The sequence below is a fragment of the Cupriavidus sp. 2KB_3 genome, from assembly GCF_052115685.1.
Lineage (GTDB): Bacteria > Pseudomonadota > Gammaproteobacteria > Burkholderiales > Burkholderiaceae > Cupriavidus > Cupriavidus campinensis.
In genome coordinates, this window is record NZ_JBFRHD010000013.1 from 68048 (window position 1) to 93979 (window position 25932).

Consider the following 25932-nt stretch of genomic DNA (forward strand, 5'->3'; position numbering starts at 1 on the left):
TGCCAGCCGGCAGTGTACCTGAGGCATCATCCGACCACGAACAGCCCGACGATGACGTGCGCGAGCGAGAGCGACAGCACCAGCGCAACGAGGACCACGGCAATCCAGCGCCACGGCATCGCGCTATTCGGCTCCGGTTCGGCGACCACGGCTGGCACCGGCGCCTCCACCTCTGCCGGGACCGGAGGCCGGACGCGCGGCGCCGCATCTGGCAGCGGCGCGCCATGCTCGTCCCGCAGCCCGCGAGCGACCAGCGCCGCGATCACGGCCAGTGCGTGCGTGCCGGTCTCCGGCGCTTCACGCAGTTGCAGGATCCACGTGCGGCATTGCTGCCCGGTATCCGCGCTGCCGTAGTGCTCGCGCAGCAGGCTGTCCTGCAGCCAGACACCCCGGCAACTCCCCGACGCGCCCTGCACACGGCTGCCTGCCTGGTCCAGCGCGGTGCAGAAGCAATAGCGCACCGCCTCCACGGCCTCGGGCGGCAGGTTCACCGCCGCGCCCGCCCGCTGCAGGTAGACAAGCTGTTTGCGGGCCTCGCGCTTAAGCCACTCCAACCGCGCCATCGACTTCAGCGCCGGCGACAGTTCGTCGAGGATGCGGAACAGCGGCTGGGCAAGATGGAGCAGGAGATTGCCTCCCCAGTAGTGGGTCATCCCCCTTGCCTCTCCGCGCGGAAGGAGGCCATGGCGTGCCGCCGCGCGCTATCCGCTACGGTCCAGTAGTCGTCAGGCATGGTGGGCCCTTGCGCACGCAGCGACAGCGCCGGCTTCGCCGTGGGCGCCCGATACGCATAGGGGTTGACGCCGTCGCCGCCTCGCCGGTCCGGGCTCAGGTACCGGCCGATATCGGGGTCGTAGACGCGCCGGCCGTGCCAGTGCAACCCGATCTCGTCATCGGCGAACTGGCCCGCGAGCCGCAGCGGCTGCCCGGGGGTGGCGGCCAGGCCGCCCTGGGCCAGCAAGCGGCCCAAGGCCGTATAGCGGCCAGACCAGACCTCCGCCCCCGTCTCGTCGGTCAACGCCACGGCGGTGCCGGCGACATCCGTTTGGTAATGCAGGAACCGCATACTCCCGGGCTGCCCGCCGGCATCGAGCATCTGGTCGATACAGGTCAATGGCACGTCGCCGCCAAAGCCCTGCCCCGCCGGCACATAGAGATAGGTCCGCACGCGGTCTGGCTCGATCATCTGGATCAGGGTGTCGTCGTGCCAGACGAAGCGCGTGACGCGAGGCGGCGTGGCCGGCAAAGCGCGGCCCGGCGCCTGCCGGACCGTCACGGTGCGCTCGATGCAGCGGCCCAGCGGGTCGTATTGGTAGCGCACAAGCTTGTCGCGCACACGCACGGCGATCAGGTGGTCTTCGGCATCCCACTCCAGCGTTGTCGCGTCGCGGTTGCCGGACTTCGCCACCACCCGCCCCCAAGCATCGTACTCATATCGCCAGCCTGCGAACTCGGTCAACCGGTGATCATCGCGCCGCAGCGGGCCGACCAGGCTCCGCGACGGGTCCAGCTGCGTGCCGGCACCGTCCCAGCTGAAGCGTTCGATGCCGAGATCGTCCGTCACGCGCCGCAGCAGATTGCCGCTGCGGTCATAGTCGAGGTGCGTGGTGCCATGGCGATGATCGATGGTCTGCACCACCTTCCCGCCGGCGCCGTAACTGACCGCGCGCCAAAGCCGCAGATCTTCGGCTACGATCTCGCGCTCGGCGGTCTCACTGTGCAATACCGCGCGCCACCACAGCGGCGCCCCGATGGCGTCGTAGCCCGTATAAGTGAGCAGGTCGCCCTGCATGCGAACCACTTCGCGCTGCATTGCGTCGAAGGCAAACTCCGCGACATGCTGGCCATCGATCCCGATCAGCGTGACCGCCCCCGTGTCATCGCGCGTTATCTGTACGGTCTGCTGCTGCGGCAGAAGCACCCCAATCAGGCGACCGGCGCCATCGTAGCCATAGCGCAGCTTGCCGTGCGGGCCTTCCTCGGACAAGGGATGGCCCGTCTCGTCATGCGTGTAGCGGATGGAGGTTTCTACGATGCCGATGGCCTCGCCCTCGGGGGTGGGCGTGCGTGTCACGGCCTGGAGCCGGCCATCGGCGGCATAGTCGAACCGATAGCGACTGTGCATGGTGTCCCGCCCCACCAGACGATCCAGCGTGTCGTATGCGAATGCCTCGCGCCGCATCTGGCTGCCGGCATTCGCGGTCAGCGCGGCGAGCGCGCCACGGTCCGTGTAGGTGTACGCGTGCGTCACGCCGTTCTCGTCGGTCGAGCGGCTCGGGCGGCCCACGGCGTCCCATTCGAACGTCTGCGCCGCGCCATTGCCGCTTGTGGTACGCACGCGCCGGCCGTGCGCATCATAGGCACGCGTGATGGCGTGCCCCTCTTCATTGATCTCGCGCAGCACACGCCCGCGCCCATCGCGCTCCCACGTTCGGCCCTGGCCGTCGGCACCGACATACTGCGTCCGCTGGCCGAGCGCGTTCCAGCCATGACGCTCACAACTGCCATCGGCGCGCGTCAGTTGGAGCGGCCAGCCGTTGCCATTGCATTCGAAGCGTGTGATGCCGCCCGCCGCATCACGCAGTGCGGCGACATGGCTGTCCGCGTCATAGGTCAGGTCGAAGGTCCGCCCGGCCGCATCGGTCTGCCGGATCACCCGGCCGGCGGCGTCCCGCTCAAGCTGAACCGTTGCGCCATCGGGGCCGGTGCGGCGGACGATCCAGCCGTGCGCGTCGTACACCGTGGTCACTTCGCCGTCCGGCGTGAGGTGCTGCGTCGGCTGGAGACTGTCATCGCGAATCCACGCCCAGCTCTGGCCGGCGGATTCTTTCACCATCAGCGGTGCGAGCGTGCTGAAGGTGTAGTGGGTCTGGCGCCATCGACCAGAAGAATCCGTCTCCTTGACCACGCGCGACAGGTTATCCAGCGTGAGCACGATGCGGCGCTCACCCGGCAGTTCCAGCGCCACCGGCCAGTGCGAGCGGCTGTACTGAAACGCATACTGGCGCCGATCGAAGTCGCGAAAGCCGACCACACAACCACGCGCTTCGTAGCGCCAGCGCGCTGTATGCCCAAACACATCGGTGACGTCGCAGGTGCGTGACGCGGTGTCGTACGTGAACTGTTCGCGTGCCCCGGCATCGGTGCTGCGCTCAACCACGCGCGCGCGGTCTCCATCGGCTTCCCACACGTAGCGCGTCACGCCGCCGAGCGCGCCGACCTGTTCGACCATACGCCCGCCCCGATAGGCGTAGCGCCGGGTCGTGGCACCGGTGCGGTCCTCGATCCGGGCGAGCCGTCCGTCGTCATCGTAGCGATAGTGCGCCAGCCTGCCCGCAGGTCCGCTGCCAACGCTCTCGATGGCGGACAAGCGTCGGCCGTCGCCGGAATAGTGCATCTGCAGTACGTAACCGCACGTGCTGCCAAGCCGGTCCAGCCGTCCCGAAGCGTCCCGGATGCAGCCGATGCGCTCGCCGGCATAGTCTTCGATGTACTTGAGCCGTGCGATGCCCTGCGCATCGAACTTTTCGAAGACGCGATAGCACGGCGCGAAATCGGCCACGACCATCGTGCCATCGGACAGGCACGCCAGGTGCAGGCGTTCGGACAGCACCGTGACGCGCGCGCCCGGCTGCGGATGGGGCACATCGATCATGCGCCCGTGTTCGTCGGTGTAGACCAGCCGGTCGCCCTGGCGGTGCAGTGTCACCTCCCAACGCACGCGCCAGCCAACGCCCAGCGCCCCTTCCGCCGTCAGTGCGCCGGAGTAGAAGCGCGACCAGCACAGCGGCCGTCGCGCCGGCAGCGTGAAATCGGTCTCGTGCGCGGGCAGGCAGATCTTGTCGCCGGCCAAGATATCGATATCGCCCCAGAGCAGCCCGGACAGTGCACGACGAACGCCGTACCGCGCCGCGAGCTCCGCGTCGTGGCCATGAAATCGCCCGACGAAGGGGCGGGTTGCCACGGCATCGAGCTCCTTCGTCCGGAGCACATCGAGCAGGCTGCCCAGTTCACTGATGGCCGACATGTCCGCCCTCAACCACCGACGAATACGTTCGGGGAGCCATTCGCGACCGGCGCGCCACAGCCGGACACGCCGCCGACCATCGAGGCTGGCATGTTGTTGATGAATACCGTGGTCGATCCCTTCGCCAACGATCCGCCCCCGTGCAGCGAGCACGAGCAACTGCTCGCGCACGCGATAGCGGCGGGCACGCCGTTGATAAAGACATTGCCGGATCCCGACGTGATCGACCCTCCGTGGCCAATCGCGTCTCCCAATCGTGCAGCGGGCGCTCCCATATATGCGTCCTTCCAGAATCGAGTGATGCCCCAGTGACAGATGTCTCCGGGGCGAACAGATTTTCGCGTTCCGCCGTTACGGCTCCGGCGTCGTTGGCGTCGGTGTCGGAATAGGCGGCGTCGGCGCGGGTGGGGTAGGCGTCGGCGCGGGGGGCGTAGGCGTTGGGGGCGTTGGTCCAGTCGGACCGGTTGGCCCGGTCGACCCGGTTGGCCCGCCTGGTCCTGTCGACCCGGTTGGCCCGCTTGGCCCTGTCGACCCGGTTGGCCCAGCCGAGCCGGTTGGCCCAGTCAAACCTGTCGCCCCTGTCGCCCCTGTCGCCCCTGTTGGTCCTGTCGCCCCCGTCGCCCCTGTTGGCCCCGGCGGGCCGGGCATCCCCCTGCCATTGGCGCGAGCGCCAAGACCCAGCATGGGCACGACGATCGGTACCGACGGTGCGGCCAGGCCGATCGCGAAGAAGCCTCCTCCGCCACCGCCTCCGCCGCCCTTGTTCTTGCCGTCGCCCGGGTTCAAGTCCAACTGCGTGCCCTGGATGACAACCTTGTTGCCCACAAGTTTGATCGTTCCGTCGCTGGCCATCGTCAGCGAAGCTTCCCCGCAGGTCAGCGACAGGGCCTCGCCTGAACTGACGGCCATCGCTTTGCCGATGCTCACCAGGTATGCGCCCCCCACCGAGTAGGTCGAAGCGCCGCCGACGTTCACCGCCGATATGCCACCGATGCTCATGGAGTAAGCGGCGCCGACCGTGTGGACCGATCCGCCGGCCACGTTGGTGGCATAGAGTGCGCCGACACCGAGGTTGAAGTTCATACCCACGCCCATCGCCAGGTCCATGCCGACAGTCTTGGTCTCGTTCCGCTTGGTCAGGCTGACCATATCGCGCTCGGCCTGCTGGTAGAACTCCTCCATCCCGGCCTTGTCCTCGAACCGGACGCCGTTGTAGTTGTCCGGCCCCCCACCTGGCGTCTGGCTCTTGAAACCACTCTTGGTGGCGCTGGCGGGCAGGTCCCAAGGCGGCTGCGTCGCATTGTTATAGAGGCTGCCTGTGACCAGGGGCCGATCCGGGTCGCCGTTCATGAAGTTGATGATCACCTCATGACCGACGCGTGGAATATAGATGCTGCCGAACTTGGCGCCGGCCCAGGCCTGCACCACGCGCACCCAGCAAGAGTCCGATTCGTCGTTGCGCGCATAGCGGTCCCACAGGAAGCGCACCTTGATGCGGCCGAATTCGTCGGTCCAGACCGTGGAGCCCGGCGGGCCAACCACGATCGCCGATTGCGGACCGTGCGTATTGGGCTTGGCCGTCGTGCGGGGCATGCGGAAGACCTCGCTGGTCGGCTGCACCTCCAGCTCGTTCCGGCATTGGTACTGATAGCCGGCGCCCGATTCGTCGGCAACCTCCGTCAGCGTCAGCCTCGATTCCACCACGAGGTACTCGCGGTTTGCGCCGCGGTGCGCGTGGCGGGCGAGCACGAAGGTCTCGCCGCAAGCCACGCCGCGTACATTGCCATGGCCGAACGCGCGCGCCCCTTCCGCGCGCGCTTCTTCCATGCGGACACGACTGATCATGTCGCCGTGACGCGCGTCGGTAAAGTCACTTGGCCATTCGAACACGTCCCGGTCGGCCCATGTGGTGCGACGCGGCTGCTGATTGGCTTGCAGCAGCCTTGCTCGCGAGCGCGTGAAGTCGTAGTCGTCCACTTCCACGCGGCCGGTACGCAGTGCCTCGTGTACGGAGAACGCCGCGATGTGTTCGATATCGATCTTGTCGTCGTTGGGGTGATACTCGATCTGGTGATAGGCCTCGCTACGTACGCGGCGGTGTGCCCCGATGTGGTCGCACAGCACGAGCCGGTGCTTGCCGTCCGAATGCTCGAAGAACCAATAGATGCCCCATTCCTCCATCAGGCGCTGGATGAAGTTGAAGTCCGTCTCGCCATACTGGACCTGGAACTTGCGCGGATCATTACGCTCGGATTCGCTCGTCAGCGCGTACTTGCCCACGTCCAGCCGCTTCTCCACCGGATAGGGATAGTCAGCCAGAACGTCGTCAATGATCTCGAGTACGGTCTTGTCCTGGTAGATCTTGAAGTCGTTGGTCAGCGTGGCCAGCCACAACCAAGGCCGCAGCACCACGCGATAGACGTTGTAGCGTCCTTCCTGATGCAGGTAGCCAGCGGAGACGACCAGCCCGCTGATCTCCCGCACGCCACGTCCGACCTGGTCACCGGCCCCCTTGCCGCTCCCGTCGATCTGGATCGAGAGCGTCATCTCCTTGCCAACCAACGCCTTCAGGTCGAGGTTCGCGCTCGCCGCCAGCGGCAACTGGTAGTCGTCCGGCGTGCGGAGCTGAACCTCGTACTCAAACAGTCCGCCAAGCCGCTCCGTGCCATGCACCTGTAGAAACTCGAGGGCCGGTATGCCGGCCACCTCGGGCATGGCGGCGCTGCGGATCGCCACGGTGCGATTCTGCGAGGCAACGCCGTTCAAGAATTCAGTAGCCATTTCTTCCCTATTGCAATCACCAGTCTGTCTCCATCGTCGTCGGCACGGCCAGCGCTACACGCCCTTCGGGCAGATAAAACCCCTGAGAAGCTGGCCGGACAATGCATTCGCGTGACCGCCCGTCACGAGTTCCAATGCGGCATGGCGGTCATCGAACGTGAAATCCACCACCATGCGGCTGGCCGACGCCGTGCCAACTGGACGGCCTCGGTCGATCAGCCGGAACAGGGCCCACGGTCCGGACGTCACGATCGTCGACGTGTCGGGCCGGATCTTCGGGCTGGCCGACATGCCGGCCACCGCCCCGCCACGTGGCCCCGGCCATCCGAGCTGGAATGTGACGACCGGTCCGTGCGCATAGCGGATCTGCTGGCCGTCGATGTCGAGCGAGAGTTCCAGGATCTCGGGATCAAGATTGGCCACCCGGGCATCCACCTTCCACGCCATCCGCTTCCCGCCCGATTCGCGGAAGAACGTCTCGCGGATGGCTGCGGCCCGTTCGAACGGCTCCAGGCTCGGCCCGTGAATGGGCGGCATGCCAGGACTGAGCGCCTTGTAGCGCCATGGCCGGGAACTGGTGTCCACGTTCGGCGCCAGCGTTCGGGCGAAGAAGGCATCCAGCAGGCCGTCGGCCGCAAAAATGTGGTGGAAGTCTTCGATATCCACCTCCTGGCTCGCATCTGCCACGAACGGATACTTTCCCGCGATAGCCCGGCGGCACGCCGCACCGACCGATGATTCGAGTTGGGACGCCAGCAGCGTGCCGACCCCCGCGTTGACCTTCTGCGTCACCTGCACCGATATGCCGGCCAGCACGGCGCGGAACGGCGCGGGGAGCTTCTCCGCTTCCAGTTGCAACATCGTGCCAATATCCACCGCCGGCGGCATGCTGTTCGCCGCGAGCGCAGCGCCCGCCACGGAGAGCCGCGTGTACTGCTCGCCCAGCAGGGCCATGATGCCGCCCAGCTGGAGGGCATTGCCCCCCGAGCCCGCCACCGCTACCGGCGCGCTGGCGGGGCCCGTGGCGGTGCCGGCGTCGGCGTGACCGGTCACCACTTCGCGCAGCGCGGCAAAGCGGTTGTCGACCAGATCGCGCTCCACCCGGCGCAGCCGGTTCGTGCCGCCGAGCGCAGATGCGGCACTGGCGGCCCGGCTCACGGTATGGAGCCGCGCAGACATCCCCGACGCCGTGACAGCCTTCTGCGCCGCATCGACGCCGTCCTCCTCGTCATCGGACACCGACAGCGACGTCTCGCGTATGGCCGTGCGGGCCAGCCGTGCCAGCGGAGAGTCGGCCGAAGACAGAATGCGCAGAATCTGGAGATCGAGCACCGTCGACCCACCCTGCTCCGCCGCGTCCGGCATCGCGGGCCGCACGCTTTCCAGGAAACGCTGCCAGTAGTTGGCATAGTCGATCAGGTACTGACGGCGAATGTCTTCGGCCAACGGAGAACTAGCCATCAGCGCGGCGACGTCCTGGCCGTAGCCAGCCTTTGCCTGCAACTCCGTACGCCCCATGATCCAGGCATCCGCGGGCTGCGCTTTGACCAGGAAGTGCGCCAGCCGCCGCGCGAACACCTTGTGGTATCCATCGTACGTATAGAGGCCCGGCACACCCTGGTCGAGCAGCGCGCTATCCGCGAGCGTCAGCACGGAGCCGGCCTGCAACCCCGCCGCGCGCGCCAGGGTGACCGGCTCGGGCGCCTCCCTGGCCATTTCCGCCATGGCCCGTTCATAGAGCCGGCGCGGTGCCGGATTGCTGCTCAGGTAACGACGCGCGCGGTCCACAAGCAACGCGTTCTGCGGTGTGGTGGGCGACAGTTCGTCGCCATCAACCAGTGCCTGGAGGTGCTGGCGCATCCGGTGGGGCTCACCAAACGCCGCGCTGCTGTCGGACTGCTCCCAGTCCTTGAGCACCCACGCCTTGAACACCGCAGCGTCGAAATGGTTCCTGTCGTACAGCATCAGGTAGGCAGTCAGGGCGCTATAGACACCATCGGGGTCGCCGGCCTCCATTCGCGCATCGAGCGAATCCTCAAGCCGCCGCACGACATGCGGCAGCAGGGTCTGGCGCAACAGGACGGCATAGGTGCGTCCCGAGGCATCGATGACCGGGGGCGCGGCATAGAGCCCATATCGGTGGTCGAACCCCGGATTGGCAAGATCGAGCTGCCCGAGGTGTGGCAACTCGGCCGACGCATTCAGCATGCCGGGCAAGGCCGTCGGCTCGCGCCGTTTGCGATAGGCCTTGACCCGCTCGTCAAGCGCAGTCACCTTGGTCTCGATGGCCGCGAGGTAGTCGCGGTTGTTCTCAAAACTCGTGGTGAGCGCATAGATGAGCCAGCCACACACCACGATCGACGCCAGGTAGCTCGCCGCACGCAGTGCCCGAAAGCGGAGTTCCCAGCGCAGGTTCGGCCGCACCAGATGCGCCTCCGGCACGATCACCTGCTGGAACAGGTTGTGCAGAAAATAGCTGCGATAGCCGGACGTCTCGGCGCCCGCCGCGCGGGATGTCTCCGCCTCCGCTCCGGTATCGTTGGGTACCGACCGGACCGCACCGCCACGCAGTCGCTGGAGCAGCGTGGTCTTGTCGGCGCCAATCGTTACGTCCGACTGCATCGCGCTCGAGAAATACACGCCGCGCAAGGCGCTGTCGATCTGCGTGCTGTCATAGCGCGAGTCCATGAACACGAGCGACACCACGTCAAGCACCACGCCGGCCAGACATCCGAATTCCGCCGGCAGTGCGTAGAGACGCTTGCGGCGTTCGGTCTCGTACTCCTCGATCAGGCGGTTGTTGACGCCCGCCTCCAGGCGATCCACAAGCACCCCGATCTCCTCGACGCAACGTTCGCGCAGATCGTTGGTGCGGCGTGCTGGACCCTCTTCCGGGGTGGAGACGGCGATCCCACAGACCTGCGCGCGGCCTTCTGCTGTCAGCGACTGGAAGTACTCGGCAAAGCCCGGTAGCACGTCGACCTTCGTCACGAGCACATACACGGGGAAGCGGATGCCAAGCTCCTGGCGCAGTTCCGTCAGCCGCGTGCGCATTGTCGCGGCGAGGGCGATCCGCTCGTCGGCTGACTTGCCCAGCAGCTCCGAGGCGCTGAGGGCGAGCACCACTCCATTAACGGGCGCGCGTGGCCGGTGCTTGCGCAACAGACCCAGGAAGCTCATCCACTCCGTCCTGTTGCGCTCGACGTCATCCGCCTCACCGGCGCGATGATCGGCATACCGCCCGGCCGCATCGATCAAAACCGCCTCATTGGTGAACCACCAGTCGCAATAGGTCGTGCCCTCCGGCGCCTTCAGCGAGACCGCATTCATCTGATTGGCTTCCGGGAACTCGAGTCCGGAATTCAGGGCGGCAATGGTCTTGCCTGCCTCCGGCGTGCCCAGCATCATGAACCACGGCAGGTCGTAAAGCTGGCGGTCACTCTCGAAGAACCGCTTCAGGCCAAGCCCACGCCCATGAATACGCCGGATATGCTGGACAGCCTTGCCGACGATGGCACCAAGCACGTGCAATTCCTCGCGCGGCCGGGCAGCGCCGTCATCGGGACTACCAAAGATTCTCTTGACGAGGGCCTCGTTGCCGCGCATCGCGCGCCAGAAGCGCCAGGCACCGTAGACGCCATAGGCAATCACGATCAAGACGATACAGATCGTGCGCGCGCCGTACGAGGCCAGTGGGCGAACGTCACCAAATGCAAGGAGCGGCCCAAGGTGCCACAGCAGCACGCACACGGCAGCCACGGCGAGCGGGCTATAGGGCCAGCTACGCAGCCAGCATACGTACAGCACGACCAGCAGTACGATGGCCGTCACGCGCAGCGACAGATCACCAAGCGGATGATGAGCGCCGAAAGCGAGCCAGGGGCCGAGGAACCAGACGGCCAGCGCCAGCGCCACGATGGCGAGGAACGCCAGCATCGCTTTCGAGAACAGGGGGGAGAAGAAGGTCTTCAAGTTGTGCATGCTGCGTCCGCGCTACTGCGTCACCATGACTTCCACGCGCCGGTTGCGGGAACGTCCTTCCGCCGTGCCATTGCTGGCCACGGGTTGCGCATCGCCACGGCCGTGTACCGCGATGCGATTCGCAGGCGTGCCGCCCGACTCCAGGATCTTCGCGACGAATGCCGCGCGCTTCTCGGACAACTTCTCGTTGCTCGCAAACGCCTGCGAACGGATCCGCAGGCTGTCGGTATGGCCCGTGACGACGACCTGGCCGCCCACCCGGGCCACCTCCTTCGCCACCTTTTCGAGGGTCGGATACATGTCCGCACGAACTTCGCTCTTGCCGGACGGAAACATGGAATCGCCCTTGAAGATGACCAGGCTGCGCCGGTCGTCCTCCTCCACGCTCACAAGGCCGCGCGCCACCTCGTCCTTGAGCAGGATCGACAGGCGCAGCCGCGCCGGCGTCTGCACCGATCCGCGCGGAATGCCGTGGATGCGCGCATCCAACGCACCGCCAGCGGTGAGCAATTGATACTTGTACCAGGCGAACAGGCCGAACACGATGACCGCCGCCACGGCGGCCAGGCTCCACGGCGGCACGCCGCGCAACGCACGCAGGCGGCCCGGCTCGGCGGGCTTCCAGCGCGGGGACAATTCGACCGGCACCGCGTCACGTGCCCCCGCGACCAGCGCAGCAAGACGATGCCGCACCTGCTCCAGATGACGCCGGCCGTCCTCGATCACGCTGTAGCGCCCCTCGAAGCCCAGTCCGAGAATGCGGTAGAGGATCTCGAGCACATCGATGTAGGTCTGCGGATCCGCCGCCATCCGGCCGATCAACAGGAAGACCTTCTCGCCACCGTCGTTCTCGCCTTCGAACGCGATCAGCAGGCTGTTTCGGGCCCAGGCACCGCCGCCGCCCCAACGCGTACGGTTGGCGGCTTCGTCGAGGGCCGTGCACAGGCAGTAGCGCACCGCCGCCATGTGCGTCCAGTGGAGATTGGCACGCTCGCAAAGCGTCTGGAAATGATCGACTTCGCGCGCCAGCAGCAGGCGCAGCGCCCGGATCTCCTCCTGCGATGCCATCGTCGCCGGCATGTCGGCCAGCATCCGCAGCAGCGGGCCGGCCGCTTCCATGAGCGGATTCCTGGCGATCCGCACGGTCTCGAGCCGTCGTTCGATGTCCACTGGCGGATCGAACGCGAACAGCACTCCGGCTTCTGCGGGTGACATAGCTTCACGTGACACCGCCACTTTCGCCCCCGACGCCTTCTGCACGTCCGTCACGCCGGCCTCCGTGAGAAATGCGAAATCATCCGACGATTCAAGATTTCCGGCGCTCACTTGTGACGCACTCCCCACAGCTCCAGCTTCAGCTCAGGGAAACTGCCGGCGATATGCATCGCCAACGCGCCCTGCTGAGCGATCTGGTCCCAGAACACGCCGGTCCGGGACAGCTCGAAATAGACATAGTTCGCATTGAACGGAATCTGCCGCGGCGGCACCGGAAGCGCCAGCATCTGAAGCCCCGGCAAGTGCGAGCGGATCAACTCCGGCAGACGCTGTGGCTGGCTGATCTTTGCCTGTGCGGCGAACTGTTGTTGCAGAAGGTCGGGCGGCATTTGCGCGCCCACTGCCAGCACAAGGCTCTCGAAGCTGGCCAACTCGGCCGGCAGCATCGTCGCGAGGCGAATGCCGTGCGGCTGTTCCACGAGCGGAATCGGCTGCGCGCCACGGATCAGCACCTGGTTCAGCAGGTGATGGACCTCGGTAACGAGCGGATAAAGGCTCTCAAACAGACGTGCATGGTCGTAACCCGGCGCAAGCTCGGGCCGCCGTGTCTGCGGGCGGACAAAAGTCGCCAGGTCGCCAGACAGCAAGAGCAGCGCGCGGTAGAGCTCGACGGGCGAGGTCTCGCCGATCTGCCCGATGTGCTCGAGCAATGGCTCATGCCGGTTGAGAACCTGGAGCAGCAGATAGTCGGCGACTTCGGCAACGGCTCCGCTGCGCCCATGGCTGCCCGAAAGGCGATTCGCCAGCGCGTCGGCACGCAGCTTCGCCAGTCCGTGCAACTGTGTCACCCATTCGCGCAGCAAGGCATTGGCGCCAAAGTGCACCACCGGGGGAATATGATCACGCTCGTGAAGGATGACCGAACCGTCGGCCTGCAAGCTCTGGATGCGCGCCACGGCGATGCCGATCCAGGACTGGCTCAGCTCCTTCTCAGGCAACAGCCGCAGTCGCAGGTTAGCCATCTGGACCGGCTTTGGACCTTGTCCGATCGCATTCGCATCGCGCAGTGCCTCGTCGAATGCGAGATACCGCGCCAGCGATCCTGCCTGCTCCTCGAAGATCGTCTCCTCGGTGTTGGCGAACCGTAACGGCACCGCGAGATAGATCAACTGGCCGAGATGCTCAGGCGTAATCGTCAACGGCGGCGGCGGCGGCGCCTCGGTGGGCGTGTCGAACGGCGTGCCGTCTGGAAAGATGCCCGATCCACGTTTGATCGCCACCTTCCCGAAGGACAATGCGCTCCGATCGATCTCGTACTGGCTGAACCCCCACGAGAACGGACTAAGCGTTGTCACACATCGCTGCGCAACATATTCGAGATAGCGCTCTTGTTGCTGAAACAGCTGAGGGCGCAGAAATAGTCCTTCACTCCAGACAATCTTGTTGTGGTAGCTCATGGCAATCAGTTGACCTCAGTAATCGAAACAGCTTGATCGCGTGCCTCGATCTTCAGGGCGACAGTCCTGTCGGGCACCACTGCGCGGTACCAGGCCGCGTCCGGCGCTTCGGGCAGTCGCCACGTCGCGCGCCACACGGATTTGCCGAGTTCGCGATAACCAACCAGCACGCCGATCGCGGTCGTGGCCGGGTTGGACTTGCGCTCGATACGCTCGTCAGTGCCGGGCCGCATGATGAACTCGTCGACGGCAAGCAGGTCAGCAGCTAGCACCTTCCTGTCCTCGTTCTGAAGCGTGAAGAAGTCGGCGTTATCAAACGCCGCAGCGGACTTGAGCTCGTAGACGCGCACCACGACCGGCGCAGCGCGGCCTTGTTCATCGCTATTCAGGCGCCCGCTCGTCTCGATCTGGAGCTTCAACTGCAACGCCTCTTTCCGCGTCGGTGCAGTGCTGCATCCTTGCAAGACCAGGCATGCCATCAGCAGCAACCACCGGATCGCCATCCACCGAGTGGCGCGGGTGCCGGCCATTCCGGTGGGAGTCAGATCAAAGCGCATGAACATGTTCGATTCGGTTTGGCTGCTCGCAGGACAACCCGGCCGCCGAATCGCAGCCGGATTGCACGACAACCAGGAGACTCAGGCGGTGTTCTTCTTGACGTCGAACGTTGCGGTAATCACACCACCGCTACCGCCTTGCGCGTTCTGCACCACATATTCCTGCTTCAGGCGCGAGAACGACAGACGCACGATTTCACGCGGACGCGCTTCGTCCGAGCTGATGCCAGAGGGGCTCACCTGCGTGACCAGCAGGTCATGCATCGTGAACTTGATGTACTCCAGCGGGCTGCCGCCGGCCTTGCGGACCACCAGGCGAGCCTCGTCGATATGCTTGCCCAGCAGGCAGTACTGCACGAGATTCGGGCTAGCACGGTCGATATAGTGTTCGAACTGCAGATCATCGACAGTGGCCTTGCCAGCGCCACCGCCAGATCCGGCGTGCATGTTCGATTGCTGGCTGACGTTCCACGACCAGCTCAACACCTCGATCTCGCTCTTGTGAACGCTATCCTCCGACTCGCCATCGATGCCGTTGATCTTCAGGAAGATGTCTTGTGCCATAGTGAGAATTTCCTTGTTCAATAGATATGACTTGCCAATGGCGGGCTTGTTTGACGAGCCCCCGCCGTGACTCGGAATCGAGATCGCAGGCGCGACGTACGCCGCGCCACGATGCTCAGGCGGCTGCCTTTACCAACGGCAATTTGGCTACCAGTCGCAGCGATACCGTCAGGCCTTCGAGCTGGAAATGCGGACGCAGGAAGAACTTGGCCTGGTAGTAGCCGGGGTTGCCCTCGACATCCTCGACCACCACCTCCGCGGCGGCCAGCGGGCGGCGTGCCTTGGTTTCCTGGCTCGAGTTCGTCGGGTCGGCATCAACGTAGTTCATGATCCACTCGTTGAGCCATTGCTCCATTTCTTCGCGCTCCTTGAAGGAGCCGATCTTGTCGCGCACGATGCACTTGAGGTAATGGGCAAAGCGCGAGCAAGCGAACAGATAGGGCAGGCGTGCCGACAAGTTCGCGTTGGCCGTGGCGTCCGGGTCGTAGTATTCGGCGGGCTTCTGCAGCGACTGTGCACCGATGAACGCCGCGTAGTCGGTGTTCTTGCGGTGGATAAGTGGCATGAAGCCGTTCTTCGACAACTCGGCCTCACGGCGGTCCGAAATGGCGATCTCGGTCGGGCACTTCATGTCCACACCACCATCGTCGGTCGGGAAGGTATGGCAGGGCAGGTTTTCGACCACGCCACCGCTCTCCACGCCGCGAATCAGCGTGCACCAACCGTAGCGCTTGAACGAGCGGTTGATATTCACGGCCATCGCGTAGGCGGCGTTCGACCATGCGTACTTCTGATGATCAGAACCGTCGGTCTCTTCCTCGAAATTGAACTCATCCACGGGATTGGTGCGCACGCCATACGGCAGCCGGGACAGGAAGCGCGGCATGGCCAGGCCGATATAGCGCGAATCCTCCGAGGCGCGCAGTGAGTTCCACGGCGCATACTCGAGGTTTTGCGTGAAGATCTTGGTCAGGTCACGCGGATTGGCAAGCTCCTGCCATGAGTCCATTTGCAGCACGGACGGCGAGGCGCCGCTGATGAACGGTGCGTGCGCGGCGGCGGCCACCTTGGCCATCGAGCCGAGCAGGTCCACGTCCGCCGGCGTGTGATCAAAGTAATAGTCAGCCACCAGGCAACCGTACGGCTCGCCGCCCAGTTGGCCGTACTCCTCCTCGTAGATCTGCTTGAACAGGGAACTCTGATCCCACGCCACGCCCTTGAAGCGCTTCAATGTGCGGCGCAGTTCCTCCTTCGAGATATCCATGAAGCGAATACGGAGCTTCTCGTCGGTCTCTGTGTTGGTGACCAGGTGGTGCAGCCCGCGCCATGCGCTTTCCAGCTTCTGGAAGTCCTCGTGATGCAGGATCAGGTTGATCTGTTCCGACAGCTTGCGGTCGATCTCGCCGATGATGGCCTCAATGCTCTTGTAAGCGTCGTCGGACATCGTCACGGCATTGGCCAGCGCCTGCTCCGCGAGTGTCTTGACCGCGTTCTCCACGGCCTCGCGCGCCTGCTCGGTCTTCGGCTTGAATTCCTTGGTCAGCAGCGCATTGAAGTCAGATTGCCGGTCGAGCGTCTGCGCCGTCGCGGCCTTGTATTGCGTGTCACGTGTTGCCATGTCTTGTACTCGGTTTCGGTTGCTGTCGTTACTGCGCCTGGGCTTTGTCGTCGGCTTCCTTCGCCCCTTCGGGGCGAGGCGCCTTGGCCAGTGCGTTCAGCAGCGCAGGATCCTTGAGCACCTGTGCAACCAGGCTCTCGGCGCCGGACTTCCCGTCCATGTAAGTCTGGAGGTTGGCGAGCTGCGTACGCGCCTCGAGCAGCTTGGCCAGGACATCGACCTTGCGGGCGATGGCGGCAGGCGAGAAGTCGTCGATGCTCTCGAAGGTCATGTCCACCATCAGCTGACCCTGGTCCGACAGCGTATTTGCCACCGGGAACGCCACACGCGGCTTCATGGCCTTCATGCGCTCGTCGAAGTTGTCGACATCAATGTTGAAGAACTTGCGATCCGCCACCGGCGGCAGGGGATCCACCTGCGTGCCGGAGAGGTCGGCGAGTACGCCCATCACGAAGGGCAGCTCGATCTTCTTTTCCGAGCCGTAGATCTCGACGTCGTACTCGATCTGCACGCGCGGCGCGCGGTTCCTCGCAATGAACTTCTGTGAACTGTTGGATGCTGACATGGAATACTCCGTCGAATGCGTGATGATGTGGGACTTGCCGTGAGATCCGCGGACCCCAACCCGGCCGCATGGGCCTGCGAGAAGCATGGTAGGTCTCGGGGCAGGGACCGCGATATAGGAAACGTTCGAAAGTTCCGAGTCTTATCGGAAGTTTCTGAGCTGGCCTCAGCGCACCTCAATGAAGTACCAAGTGCCAGCCACTACCGTTCCCGCGGTAGTGGCACCCGTCGCGTAGTACCGCGCAACGAGTGGGAGCGACATCAACCCTGTCGACGACATCGGAAAAATCGGAAGCGTGGATTCATTGCCCACTACGATCGGCGTTCCGTCCGCTTTGAGCAGCTGCACCTGGACGTTCTGCGCGGTGCCCGAGGATTTCAGTCGCCCGTCAATCTGGCTATAGCTGGCGAATGAGACTGCCAGGGGCTCTTGGCCTCCCTCGCATACCAAGTCGATCGTGAACACGGTGGCGCCCGCCGTGTCGCCGGCCTTTCCCAAGGCGGCGGTGGGGATGGTTGGCAGCTTTACCCCCTGCCGCGTCGCCCCTGCATGCCGGCAAGTCTGCGCGACGTACTTTCCCGTGAAGTTCAACGCGACCGATGGTCTGGTGCCATCTGCAAACGCCGAGGCACACAGCATGGTCAGTCCGGTGGCCATGAACGCCCGCAGCTTCCGTGGCAATGGCCTCGCTTGCTGTATGACGGGCAACTTAGCGTGCATCTTCATTTCCTGGGGTCTCCGCTCACATCGCTTCCACTTCAACTGGCCGCCGCTTCGCAGCGTAGTGTCAGGCGCGCTCCCGATTCTTTTCCGCCATCCACGCTCGCTCCAGTGGGCATTGCGTACGGCAGTTCGCATGACTCAGCCATCGACTCGCCCCACTGCGCTCGTAGTGCGCCCCTGCCCTCCAGCCCGCGCAGGAACGCCAGGCCGCCCTGGCCCACGATACCCATCGACTTCCCGTCGGCGGTGAACAAGGCAGTACCTAGCGGCAGGGGTTCGCCTGCCTGGTCATGCATGGCCACCAGTGCGGCTTTTCCGGTGAGAGTTGGCATCTTCACGAGCACAAGGGCGTTGAGGCGCGGCACGACTTCGTCACTGGAAATCTCCAGTTCGACGTCGTCCGGCAAGTCGGTCGGATCAATCGCCACCCGGTTCACACGGTAAGGCGTCAACGACGGCAGCAACGCATAGCCATTGCCGTCGATGCGTGCGCCTTGACCGTTGACGAGGCGGCCGCCTTCCGCGCCCTTGGCTTCGACAAGGGCGGCGGCCTGGCCAAGCGGAGGTCCCAATGTGATGCCGCCTGAGTGGGCGACCATGCTGCCGTCCGCATTCAAGCCAACTTGGCGGCCCCGGTTCCCGAGGGAGGCATTCGCGGCGTACGTGCCATAACGCGAACGATAGGTGGCGTTGCCGCCGAGCTGGTTCGTCTGGTCGCCAGAAGTCGACGCACGTTGGGCGTTTATGCCGTAGGAGATGGGTGCTTCGCCCGCCGTGGCGCCATTGAGGTTGGCCTGGAACGCGCTGTCGCCGTTGGTGCCCACTGTGAAGTTCGTCGAGACAGAATCAAACGGGCCGCGCTCCACCGCGGAGTTGCGGTCGATGGAAATTGTCAGATTCACACCGAACTGAGTATGTCTGGAGCGATTCTGGTCGAATGACTGCTGGGCGTAGATCGTGTATCCGACCCTGCCGACTCCGCCAGTGAAGCCAGCCTGATACTGGGTATCTCGTCCCCGACGGCCATCCCAGTAGTCCTGCGTGCTGCCGGAGAGATACATGGAACCCATTGCGCCGAGTGGCTGGTTGATGCTGAGTTGCAAGCGATTGCGCGTGCGGTAGCTCATCAGGTTGCCGCTCGGATTCCGCACATTTCGTGCATAGATCGCGTCGCGCAGGCTGTAGAAGCCATCTGTCGAGTATCGATAGGCACCCAGCAGGAGATTCGTATCGATTCCGGGAATGCGCTTGCTATAGCTCACGCGCCAGCTGCTGCCGGTCTGCGAACTGCTCGGCAGGTCCGTGCGCGCTATCGTCACATCCGCGGAGACTGCGCCGACCGGCGTATTGACGGCAAGGCCGAGCAAGCCGGAGCTATACCCCTCGGATGTCAGGACACCCGAATACCCGGTCAACATGTTGCTCAGACCACGCTGGATAGTTGCCTGTACCACCCACGGCTCATTCTGAACGAGTTGATCGCGGTACTGACCTGCGGACACGTTGAACTTTGTGAAGCCGGGGCGCAGCAGGTTCGGCACGGCGGCAAACGGCACCAGAAAGGTCTGACGGCGTCCGTCCGCCTCTTCCACCGTCACGCGCAGATCGCCGCCGTAGCCGATCGCCGGCAGATCGCCCAGCTCGAACGGACCCGGCGGGACGCTGGTCTCGTAGAGGATGTCGTTGCTCTGGCGGACGATTACGCGTGCGTTGCTTTCCGCCACACCGCGTACGATAGGTGCGTAGGCGCGCATTGAGTCGGGCAGCATCCGGTCTTCACTGGATATCTGAACGCCTCTCACGCTGAACGAATCGAAGACCTCACCAGTCGTGAAGCTGTCACCAAGCGTCAAGCGGCTGCGCCAGGACGTGAGGTCTCGCTCGACATACGTAGCCAGATTGTTCCAACGCATGCCGCCCTGGCTGCTGTTCCAGTCAAGCGTGGAACGCTGGCGAAAGCGCCATTGGCCCAGATTCAAGCCGAGTTGCAGGCCGAGATACGCACTGCTCACGTCGGTGCCAGATTGATTGGCGCTGTATGTCGTGAAGTTGTACTGGAGTAGTCCCGCCTTGATGCCGGCGTCCCATAGCGCTGGGCTCACATAGCCGTAGGGTGTTCGCACCATGCTTGCCTGGGGCACGGTGATGTCGAGTTGCAATTCCGCGAGGTCGAATTCGGCCTGTGCGTCGGGAACAAGGTCCGCCAATCGGACACATTGGCCGTCGTCGTTGAAGGCCGCGGTTCCCGTTGCGTCAGCGGATGCGGCGCCGGCGTCCTCCACGCGTGACCGGAGTGCCTTGTCAACATCGACGCCCAGACCACGCAGCGCCGCGAGGGTGAAGCATGGCTCCGCCACATCGCTGTCTGCCATGGCGACAAACTGGACGTCGCGCTGCCCCTGCGCTTTGCCGTTGAGCGACAGATCCACGTCGTAAACGCCCGCTGCCACGGGGTTGCCATTGGCGAAGCGCGAAATGCTGACCACCTGGCCGTTCAAGAACGCCGGATTGAATTGGACCGCAGCAAGCTTCGGGCGGTGACGCCGCGTGCTTCGCTCCCGCGGTGCCGTCATGAGCGTTTCGATCTCCTCGATCGGTACGTCACCTGGCTTCGATTGGACCGCTTCGGCATTCAGTCCGTAGCACCCGAATGCGCCAAGGACCATCACCGTCCGTGCCAACGGACGCATAGCCAAACGATGCCTGGTACTCATAGAAACATTTCGCCTTGCTTTGATGTGATCACGCCTACTCAGCGGCAGCATCACCGGCTGACGGCGACTACGGGGAGCATCCAGCGTTGTCTGCCGGCGTTACTGGACTGTGGCGACGTCTTCGACGGTCGCGCCGAAGTCGTTGATCAGGGTGTAGGCGATTGCCGTACCGCTAGGCGGGGAGACATTGCGGTCGCCGACTTGCGGAAGTTCCGCGCTGCCAAATGGAGGGACCATCTTGGGCTGGTAGCCGATGTCGGTGGTACCAGCTTTGACTGACACGCTGTCGAGTGACACGTAGTAGCCAGTTGGATTCCCAACACGCAGCACCTGCTTGCCTTCGGCGTTCCGCGCAGCCGTCCAGGTCAACCCGGCACGCCCGGCGGACGGGTCGTCGCGCAACGCGGCAGGGCGATAGAAGAGCTTGATACGCGTGCCAAACGCCAGCTGGAGCATGTTCCGGCTATCCGCATCCACCGGCTTGGGCGGGATCTCGAGGATGTTGAGCCAGTAGACCGACTCGCGGTCCGCAGGCATGGTCTTGCCGGTGAACTTCACCCGCAACGTCTGGCCCTTTCCACCTTCTGCGCGGAATACTGGCGGCGTGATGACGAACGGCACATTGATCTTCTCGACCGGAACCGAAGTGTCACCATCGTCAATCCATGCCTGCACCAAGACCGGCGTGTCTTCGACATTGTTGAGCCGCACGGAAACTTGCCGGCTCTTCTCGGGATAGATGACCCGGGTACCGGTAATGACGATCGCGGCCTGGGCCGACATTGATGCCAGCCCCACTGTCGCCGCGATCAGGAAAGGGAACCATCTCCAGGCATACATCGTTGATCTCCAGGCGCTTGAACGGCTAGCCCGCGAACGGGCCAGCCAATCTTCCGCATGCCTTAGTTGTAAGCCAGGGTAAAGTTCGCCGTGGTCGACACCACGCCAGCGGACGTTGCACCGGTCGCGTAGTAGCGGCCACCGTAGTGCAGCGTTGCGGTACCGACGGCGTCTGCGGCCGTCCTCGTCACCTGAATAGGCTTGCCGCTGTCGCCCAGACGCAGCACCGCGCCGTCATGATCCAGCAATTGCACTTCGACGCTGCCTGCGGGGTTCGTTGTTGCGAGGTTGCGGGCGTTCCCGGTTTCTGGATTGAGGTTCGTGATTTCCCAGTGCGCCGACACGCTGTTGACGCCGACCGGGCAGTTCTCGACACTGATGCTGAACGGCCTCGAACCGGCGGTAAGGCCCTTCGTCGCCAGGCTGGCAATCGAGATGGCCGGCAACGTCACGGTCTTGGTGCGATCACCGGCGGTGATCGAGCAGGTTTGCCCCGTCAGCCGGCCATTGAAGTTGACCTGGCCCTGCGTGACGACGGCCTGCGCCATGGCGGTCGATGCGGCGCCCATCGCGACCAACGCGGCGACGACACCCTGGAGTACTTGCTTATTCATGAAACGTCCTTCCAATTGAGAATGCGGATTCAGTCCTTCCGCTGTTGCTGCAAAACGGCGTTGACCAAACTCGGATCCCGCCTCACTTCACGACGAAGGCATCGTACAAGCCGACCTTCCCGACGCATATATGACGCGTACGAAAGTTCCTGTCAGTTCTGCGACAGAATTTCTGCCTGGCGCACGTGCAGGCAAAGTGCCGCGGTAGGAGCCAACTCGGCGTCGTCGACATCGATGTCGATATGCGTCAGGACAGACCGCGAGGCGACGGACTCCAGCCAGAGCGCGGACAACCTCGGCAGGATGTGCTGGTCGATAAAGCCGATCAGCGCGCGCGCGCCCGTGTCCTGTACAAGGCACCGGGCGATCACGTAGTCGACCACCGCGTGGCTGTAGCCCACCGCGATGTCGTGATGGTCCCGCATGCGCCGCACAACGCGGTCGAGGTGCAGGCGCACGATGTTCGACAGCGAGGCATGCGCCAGTGGGCGATACGGCACCACGGTCACGCGGCCCAGGAAGGCCGCCGGAAAGGCACTCAGTAGCGCCGGCATCAATGCATCGCGCAGCGCTTCGGGTTCCGGTGCATCCGAGGTATCGGTATGAAGATGCGAGATCAGCTCGGCGCCGACATTGCTGGTCAGGAGGATCGCCGTGTTCTTGAAGTCGATGTAGCGGCCATCGCCATCCTCCATGTATCCCTTGTCGAATACCTGGAAGAACATCTCGTGGACGTCGCGATGCGCTTTCTCCACTTCATCGAGCAGAACCACCGAGTAGGGGCGGCGCCGCACCGCTTCGGTGAGCACGCCACCTTCGCCATACCCGACATAGCCGGGCGGCGCGCCCTTGAGCCCGGAGACGGTGTGCGCCTCCTGATACTCGCTCATGTTGATCGTAATCAGGTTTTGCTCGCCGCCATAGAGGGCCTCCGCCAGCGCCAGTGCCGTTTCGGTCTTGCCCACCCCGGACGGGCCAACCAGCAGGAACACGCCGAGCGGCTTCCCCGGGTCTGTCAGCCCGGCGCGCGCGGTCTGCACCCGCTCGCTGATTCGATGCAGGGCGTTCTCCTGCCCCATTACCCGATGGGCGAGCGTAGACGGAAGGGCCTGCACGGCGGCGACCTGGTTTGTCAGCATGCGACCGGCGGGGATGCCCGTCCAGTCGGAGACGACCTGGGCCACAATCGCCTCATTGACCTCGGCAAACACAAGCGGCACCTCACCCTGGAGCGCCGCCATGCTCGCTTCGAGTTCGCGGAGCGCCGCGATGGAGGGCGGCGGCTCCGGGTCGTCGTCACTCTCCCCGTCCACGCCAGCGCGGCGTTCGATGCGTTCGCGCGCGGACAGCAATGCCTGTGCCGCCTCGCGCTGGGCCTCCCACCTTGCGGTGATGGCCGCTTCCTCGCCCTCCAATCCGCCGATGCGGCGCCGCACGTCTTCCAGATTCCTGTCCACTTCGAGCCCGATGCGCGCTTCGCTTTCCAGCAGATCCAGCTCGGCGCGCGCCGCCAGCAACTGCTGCTGCACGTCCTGCAACTCCCTTGGTCGCGTTTGCTGGGAAAGACCGACCCGCGCGCAGGCCGTGTCGAGCAGGCTGATGGCCTTGTCGGGCAGTTGGCGGGACGGAATGTAGCGATGTGACAACGCCACCGCGGCGCGGATCGCCGCATCGAGGACCACCACGCCGTGGTGACGCGAGAACGTCTTCACCAGCCCGCGCACCATGTCGATGGCCGCCGGCTCCTGCGGCTCATGGACCTGCAGCACCTGGAAGCGGCGCGTCAGCGCCGGGTCCTTTTCGATATGGCGCTTGTACTCGGCCCATGTCGTTGCGCCAATCGTGCGGATTGTTCCGCGTGCGAGTGCCGGCTTGAGCAGATTCGCGGCATCGCCGGTGCCGGCCTGCCCGCCCGCGCCGATCAGCGTGTGGATCTCGTCCACAAACAGGATTGCGATTCCCGCACTCGCTTCCGCCGCGGCCAGCACGCCTTTCAGGCGCGCCTCGAATTCGCCCTTCATGCTCGCGCCCGCCAGCAGCGCGCCAACGTCCAGGCTCAGGAGCTTTGCGTCGGCCAGCTTCGACGGCACATCGCCCCGGGCGATGGCCAACGCCAGCCCTTCCACAACAGCGGTCTTGCCGACGCCGGCCTCACCCGTCAGCAGAGGATTGTTCTGCCGGCGGCGAACCAGAACGTCGATCATCGTGCGGATCTCCAGTTCCCGACCGATCACAGGATCGACACCACCGGCCCGCGCGCGGGCAGTCAGGTCCACGCAGAACCGGCCACTGCGGCGTCTCCCATGGCGCCGGACGCCACGCCGGGCATCACGGCCGGGAAATCGGCGCTTTCGTAGGCTTGATCCCCCTCCTCGGGCGAATCGATGATCCAGGCCGGCAGCATGGCATTCAGATCCGTCACGCCGATCTTCGCGAACTCGGGGGAGATCGACAGCAGTACGCGCCGCAACTCGGGCGACTTCAGCAAGGCCGCCATGAGCCAGGCGCCGCGTACGCGCGGGTCGCGGAACTCGAGTGTCGCAGCCACCCACGCGCGCTCGATGGCGATGTCGATATGGTTCGAGAAGTCGCTGATCGAACTGGCTCCGGCAGGCAAAGCGGCCAGTGCCCGGACGAGATCCGCATCGAGCTTCTCGCGATCCACGCCGCCGTGGCGGCAAATGCGGTGCATATCGCTGTCCGGCAGCGCCAGGATCTGGTGCAGCCAGTGCGCCAGTTCGACATAAGGGTTGCCGCGCAGCTTGCAGAACGTCGTGGCCGATTCGATGCTGCGAAACAGCGTTTCGCCGAGTTTGCCGAACAGGGTCTTTCTGGATGTGGTCATGGTGTAACAGAGATGCCGGGAGGGGAATGGGTCCGCCGGTGGGCAGAGTTCAAGGCGAGGTGGGGGTGCCGTAGGGCGGCACGTCGTGCGCCAGCTCGTGTACGGTGACGTCGTCCACATTGACGAATCTGGCGATGTAGCGGACCGGGAGGCCATCCTCGCGGGACTGGAAGATGAGTCGCCGGCACAGCCAGCCGTTGTGCTCAGCGAGGATCCGCGTTAGTCCATTGGCCGGCTGAAGCTCTTCATGAAGCGTGCCGCCATCCGTCGCGAGGACCGTGAACGCGATGTGCTGTACGCCAGACAAACTATCGAGGTCGCCGAGATGGAGCTCGACTGCCACGTCATGCGAGCGCCGCAGGCGCGCGGGCGCGGTCTCGGGATGGGACGTGCCGGCCGTGGGGAGATCCCCGCGCAGCGCTTCCGGCGTGGCAGCTCGCCGCGCGAAGCTGACACCCGCATAGGCTTCGTACTCGGCCAGCGTGCGTACCTGACCGAGTCCATACGGACCAAAATCGATGCAGGCAGCCCTCATGCCATCCACGCCAAGCAGGGCGCGATTACGCTCCTGCGAGAGCCGGTCGCGCTCGAACCATACCGTCTTCATCAAGCCACGGGCCTGATTCTCGGGGGTGTGGTCATCCCACACCTTGGCACGATAGTCACGCGTGTATTCATGCCAGGCCAGCACACGGTGCGGGTGGTACAGGTCATATCCATGGGTAAAGGCCCGCGCTGCAATCGAGATCTCCTCGCCGTGGAAGAAGTACTCGGGATCGTGCTGGACGTTTGTCGAGAAATGCCCATCGGCGAAGGCAAAGTGCCCGCTATAGAAGCGGGCCTTGAGCGGCCTTTCCAGCGCCTCCCAGCCCGGAATCCGGCGCGACGCTACAAGCAGGGCCCCGGCCGCAATGAACCGGTCGAAGATGAGGAAGGTTGGATGCTCGCCTCGGCGCGACGGGTCTTCGTCCTTTGGCTCGAAGGCCGGCAGGTAGGCTGTCAGCACAGGCCTCTCGCTTTCGTGGCGCAGCGACTCGAGCATCTCGATGGCCGTCCTGTCCCATCCCTGGACGAAGCGATGGTGGGAGTCGATCTGCAAGGTATAGCCTTCGCCGGCGTACTGCTGCTGGATCAGGTTCCGCGCCCAGCAGGCGCCCTGGCTTTCCATGGCGGCCACATCGATCAGTTCGACCGTCGCTTCCGCCAGCACCAGCCGGTGCACGGTGTGCCCATCGCGCATCACCACTTGCCAATGCGAAAAACCATGTGCGAAGAACGTGCCGATCATCTCGTCGAGTCCGTGCTGCCAGCACACCACCACGCGTAGCCGATCCGGCCGGGACGCCTGCCTGACCAGGCTGTGCAAGGTCGGGATCAGTTGGGGATCCCGATAGCTTGCCATCTGCACGAAGATTCTCTCGGCCATCACCT

The 25932-nt window shown here is 64.5% G+C and carries 16 protein-coding genes and 1 pseudogene; all 17 read right to left on the reverse strand.

What is annotated here, in order from left to right; genetic code table 11:
• Positions 1 to 26 precede the first annotated feature (26 nt).
• The 17 genes and pseudogenes from AB4120_RS15500 to AB4120_RS15580 all read right to left on the reverse strand — a co-directional run bounded on the left by AB4120_RS15500 (position 27) and on the right by AB4120_RS15580 (position 25927).
• Positions 27 to 653, reverse strand: coding sequence for a DotU family type IV/VI secretion system protein (locus AB4120_RS15500; protein WP_149138420.1), 627 nt, complete (start codon positions 651 to 653; stop codon positions 27 to 29).
• Positions 650 to 4027, reverse strand: coding sequence for a DUF6531 domain-containing protein (locus tag AB4120_RS15505; protein ID WP_441642550.1), 3378 nt, complete (start codon positions 4025 to 4027; stop codon positions 650 to 652). Before AB4120_RS15505 ends, AB4120_RS15500 begins: the two co-directional genes overlap by 4 nt.
• Before the next feature lie 8 nt (positions 4028 to 4035).
• Positions 4036 to 4302 (reverse strand): PAAR domain-containing protein, encoded by a 267-nt coding sequence (locus AB4120_RS15510; RefSeq protein ID WP_149138423.1) that lies wholly within the window; start codon positions 4300 to 4302, stop codon positions 4036 to 4038.
• Between the two features lie 76 nt (positions 4303 to 4378).
• Entirely contained in the window at positions 4379 to 6808 is a 2430-nt protein-coding gene (locus AB4120_RS15515; RefSeq protein ID WP_441642551.1) for a type VI secretion system Vgr family protein, read from the reverse strand.
• Between the two features lie 54 nt (positions 6809 to 6862).
• The gene (gene tssM / locus AB4120_RS15520) at positions 6863 to 10789 is read right to left on the reverse strand and encodes a type VI secretion system membrane subunit TssM (protein WP_149138424.1); all 3927 of its coding nucleotides are present in this window, start codon (positions 10787 to 10789) and stop codon (positions 6863 to 6865) included.
• 12 nt (positions 10790 to 10801) lie between these two features.
• Entirely contained in the window at positions 10802 to 12004 is a 1203-nt protein-coding gene (gene tssL, locus AB4120_RS15525) for a type VI secretion system protein TssL, long form (RefSeq protein ID WP_149139336.1), read from the reverse strand.
• 107 nt (positions 12005 to 12111) lie between these two features.
• Positions 12112 to 13461 carry a type VI secretion system baseplate subunit TssK gene (gene tssK, locus AB4120_RS15530; protein WP_149138425.1) on the reverse strand — a complete coding sequence of 450 codons (1350 nt, stop codon included), beginning with the start codon at positions 13459 to 13461 and terminating at the stop codon, positions 12112 to 12114.
• A 5-nt stretch (positions 13462 to 13466) separates the two neighbouring features.
• Positions 13467 to 14024 (reverse strand): type VI secretion system lipoprotein TssJ, encoded by a 558-nt coding sequence (gene tssJ, locus AB4120_RS15535; RefSeq protein WP_262389701.1) that lies wholly within the window; start codon positions 14022 to 14024, stop codon positions 13467 to 13469.
• Between the two features lie 75 nt (positions 14025 to 14099).
• Positions 14100 to 14582: an Hcp family type VI secretion system effector gene (locus tag AB4120_RS15540; protein WP_149138426.1), complete on the reverse strand. Its 483-nt coding sequence runs from the start codon at positions 14580 to 14582 to the stop codon at positions 14100 to 14102.
• 115 nt (positions 14583 to 14697) lie between these two features.
• Entirely contained in the window at positions 14698 to 16200 is a 1503-nt protein-coding gene (tssC, locus tag AB4120_RS15545; RefSeq protein ID WP_149138427.1) for a type VI secretion system contractile sheath large subunit, read from the reverse strand.
• A gap of 28 nt (positions 16201 to 16228) precedes the next feature.
• Positions 16229 to 16765 carry a type VI secretion system contractile sheath small subunit gene (gene tssB / locus AB4120_RS15550; RefSeq protein WP_149138428.1) on the reverse strand — a complete coding sequence of 179 codons (537 nt, stop codon included), beginning with the start codon at positions 16763 to 16765 and terminating at the stop codon, positions 16229 to 16231.
• Positions 16766 to 16930: 165 nt separating this feature from the next.
• Positions 16931 to 17491, reverse strand: coding sequence for a fimbrial protein (locus tag AB4120_RS15555; RefSeq protein ID WP_187645202.1), 561 nt, complete (start codon positions 17489 to 17491; stop codon positions 16931 to 16933).
• 32 nt (positions 17492 to 17523) lie between these two features.
• A complete protein-coding gene (locus AB4120_RS15560; protein WP_187645203.1) occupies positions 17524 to 20202 on the reverse strand; it encodes a fimbria/pilus outer membrane usher protein in 2679 nt (892 codons plus the stop codon).
• A gap of 99 nt (positions 20203 to 20301) precedes the next feature.
• Entirely contained in the window at positions 20302 to 21042 is a 741-nt protein-coding gene (locus AB4120_RS15565; protein WP_149138431.1) for a fimbria/pilus periplasmic chaperone, read from the reverse strand.
• A 62-nt stretch (positions 21043 to 21104) separates the two neighbouring features.
• Positions 21105 to 21656, reverse strand: coding sequence for a fimbrial protein (locus AB4120_RS15570; RefSeq protein ID WP_149138432.1), 552 nt, complete (start codon positions 21654 to 21656; stop codon positions 21105 to 21107).
• Between the two features lie 152 nt (positions 21657 to 21808).
• A pseudogene (gene tssH / locus AB4120_RS15575) lies at positions 21809 to 24501 on the reverse strand (type VI secretion system ATPase TssH).
• A gap of 49 nt (positions 24502 to 24550) precedes the next feature.
• Positions 24551 to 25927: a GlcNAc-transferase family protein gene (locus tag AB4120_RS15580; protein ID WP_149138433.1), complete on the reverse strand. Its 1377-nt coding sequence runs from the start codon at positions 25925 to 25927 to the stop codon at positions 24551 to 24553.
• Positions 25928 to 25932 lie beyond the last annotated feature (5 nt).

Bases quoted from the DNA above. Each gene is read 5' to 3' on its own strand.
- AB4120_RS15500 (WP_149138420.1), bottom strand. From the start codon at position 653: ATGACCCACTACTGGGGAGGCAATCTCCTGCTCCATCTTGCCCAGCCG.
- AB4120_RS15505 (WP_441642550.1), bottom strand. From the start codon at position 4,027: ATGTCGGCCATCAGTGAACTGGGCAGCCTGCTCGATGTGCTCCGGACG.
- AB4120_RS15510 (WP_149138423.1), bottom strand. From the start codon at position 4,302: ATGGGAGCGCCCGCTGCACGATTGGGAGACGCGATTGGCCACGGAGGG.
- AB4120_RS15515 (WP_441642551.1), bottom strand. From the start codon at position 6,808: ATGGCTACTGAATTCTTGAACGGCGTTGCCTCGCAGAATCGCACCGTG.
- tssM (WP_149138424.1), bottom strand. From the start codon at position 10,789: ATGCACAACTTGAAGACCTTCTTCTCCCCCCTGTTCTCGAAAGCGATG.
- tssL (WP_149139336.1), bottom strand. From the start codon at position 12,004: ATGTCACCCGCAGAAGCCGGAGTGCTGTTCGCGTTCGATCCGCCAGTG.
- tssK (WP_149138425.1), bottom strand. From the start codon at position 13,461: ATGAGCTACCACAACAAGATTGTCTGGAGTGAAGGACTATTTCTGCGC.
- tssJ (WP_262389701.1), bottom strand. From the start codon at position 14,024: ATGTTCATGCGCTTTGATCTGACTCCCACCGGAATGGCCGGCACCCGC.
- AB4120_RS15540 (WP_149138426.1), bottom strand. From the start codon at position 14,582: ATGGCACAAGACATCTTCCTGAAGATCAACGGCATCGATGGCGAGTCG.
- tssC (WP_149138427.1), bottom strand. From the start codon at position 16,200: ATGGCAACACGTGACACGCAATACAAGGCCGCGACGGCGCAGACGCTC.
- tssB (WP_149138428.1), bottom strand. From the start codon at position 16,765: ATGTCAGCATCCAACAGTTCACAGAAGTTCATTGCGAGGAACCGCGCG.
- AB4120_RS15555 (WP_187645202.1), bottom strand. From the start codon at position 17,491: ATGAAGATGCACGCTAAGTTGCCCGTCATACAGCAAGCGAGGCCATTG.
- AB4120_RS15560 (WP_187645203.1), bottom strand. From the start codon at position 20,202: ATGAGTACCAGGCATCGTTTGGCTATGCGTCCGTTGGCACGGACGGTG.
- AB4120_RS15565 (WP_149138431.1), bottom strand. From the start codon at position 21,042: ATGTATGCCTGGAGATGGTTCCCTTTCCTGATCGCGGCGACAGTGGGG.
- AB4120_RS15570 (WP_149138432.1), bottom strand. From the start codon at position 21,656: ATGAATAAGCAAGTACTCCAGGGTGTCGTCGCCGCGTTGGTCGCGATG.
- AB4120_RS15580 (WP_149138433.1), bottom strand. From the start codon at position 25,927: ATGGCCGAGAGAATCTTCGTGCAGATGGCAAGCTATCGGGATCCCCAA.